The organism is Kitasatospora sp. NPDC001225 (assembly GCF_053597855.1).
Map to the genome: position 1 here is coordinate 1 of NZ_JBSFJC010000446.1, position 1,407 is coordinate 1,407.

1 protein-coding gene is annotated in these 1,407 nt (G+C 78.0%); it reads left to right on the forward strand.

The features are described 5' to 3' along the window. The first annotated feature begins 6 nt into the window (after positions 1-6). Complete coding sequence (locus ACWDCZ_RS41340; RefSeq protein WP_449818723.1) at positions 7-1,311, forward strand: HD-GYP domain-containing protein; 1,305 nt, start codon at positions 7-9, stop codon at positions 1,309-1,311. Positions 1,312-1,407: the final 96 nt, after the last annotated feature.

A 1,407-nucleotide genomic window follows, 5' to 3' on the forward strand; every position in this document is an offset into this window, starting at 1 on the left:
GAGGGTGTGCCCGGTGATCGCGGCCCGCGCGGTCTTGAAGTCGGGCTTCGGGTCGCCCAGGCAGTCGACCCCGGTGTCGCGCTGCGCGGGGTCGCGGAGCCCCGGGTCGCGCTGGCGTTCACCGTGCTGATCGCGCTCGGCGAATGCGTCCGCATCACCCTTCCGGGGGATCGGGAGCAGGCGCCGATCGGCGCGGCCGGTGCGCTGGCGTACGCCCTGCTCGGGCCGCTGCGCGGGGTGCCGACCGCGCACGGGACGCTCCAGGTGGTCGCGGTGACCGGGGCCGGCCTGCTGCTGGGCCGGCTGGCCGGCCTCGTCCTGCCGGACCGGGCCCTGCCGGACGGCCCCGGGCGCCCGCACCGCCGTCCGCCCTGGACCGATCCGGCCCGCCGTGACGGCGCCGCCCGCCGGGTGCTCGCCGTCGGCTTCGCGGGCGCCGTCTTCCAGCCGCTCTACAACGGCGGCATGGTCGACCGCTTCTCGCCCGAGGGCCCGGCGTACGGGGTGTTCCTGACCGCCGTCGCCGCGCTGGCCGCGCTCTGCGACGCGACCCTGGCGGCGCTGCTGCGCCGCTCCGGCGGCGGGCTGCGGTTCCCGGCGGCGCTGGAGGACGAGCTGCGCTCGCTGTTCGGCATCGGCTCGGCGATCGTCGCCACCGGGATGCTGGTCAGCCTCGCGGCCGGCGAGGTCGGGCTGTGGGCGCTGCCGCTGTTCTGCACCCCGCTGTTGCTCGCCCAGGTGTCCTTCCGGCGCGCCGCCGCCGTGCGGGCCACCACCGGGCAGACCATCGCCAGCCTCGCCCGGGCCACCGAGGTGGCCGGGTACACCCCGCACGGGCACGCGCGCCGGGTCGCGGACACGGCGTGCGCGCTGGGCCGCGAGCTGGGTCTGGGCACCCGCGAGCTCGCCCTGCTGGAGTACGCCGCGCTGATGCACGACGTCGGCCAGCTGTCCCTGGTCGAACCGGTGCCGGACGGCGCCACCGCGCTGCTGCCCGAGGCCGAGCAGCAGCGGATCGCCCGCCTCGGCAGCGAGGTGATCAGCCGCACCGGGGTGCCCCGGCAGGTCGCCGAGCAGGTCGCCCGGCTGGCCGACCCGTGCACCGGGCCCGCCTCGGGCGACGGCCCGGTGCCGCTCGCCTCCCGGATCATCCGGGTCGCCAACGCCCACGACGACCTGCTCACGGCGGCCCGCGGCCGGGGCGTCGGCGAGGCCGTCGGGCGGCTGGAGGCGCTGGAGGCCCTGCGGCTGGGCCGGGGCCGGGTCTACGACGCCCGCGTGGTGGACGCCCTGGCCAGGGTGGGCGGCTAGCGCCTGTCTTCAAACTCGCGTCTGCGGGGCGACGCCGGGGCACGCACCTCGCCGCGTTGTCGTCGGTCGCCAATGCTCCGCAGTGGCTCCCTCCTC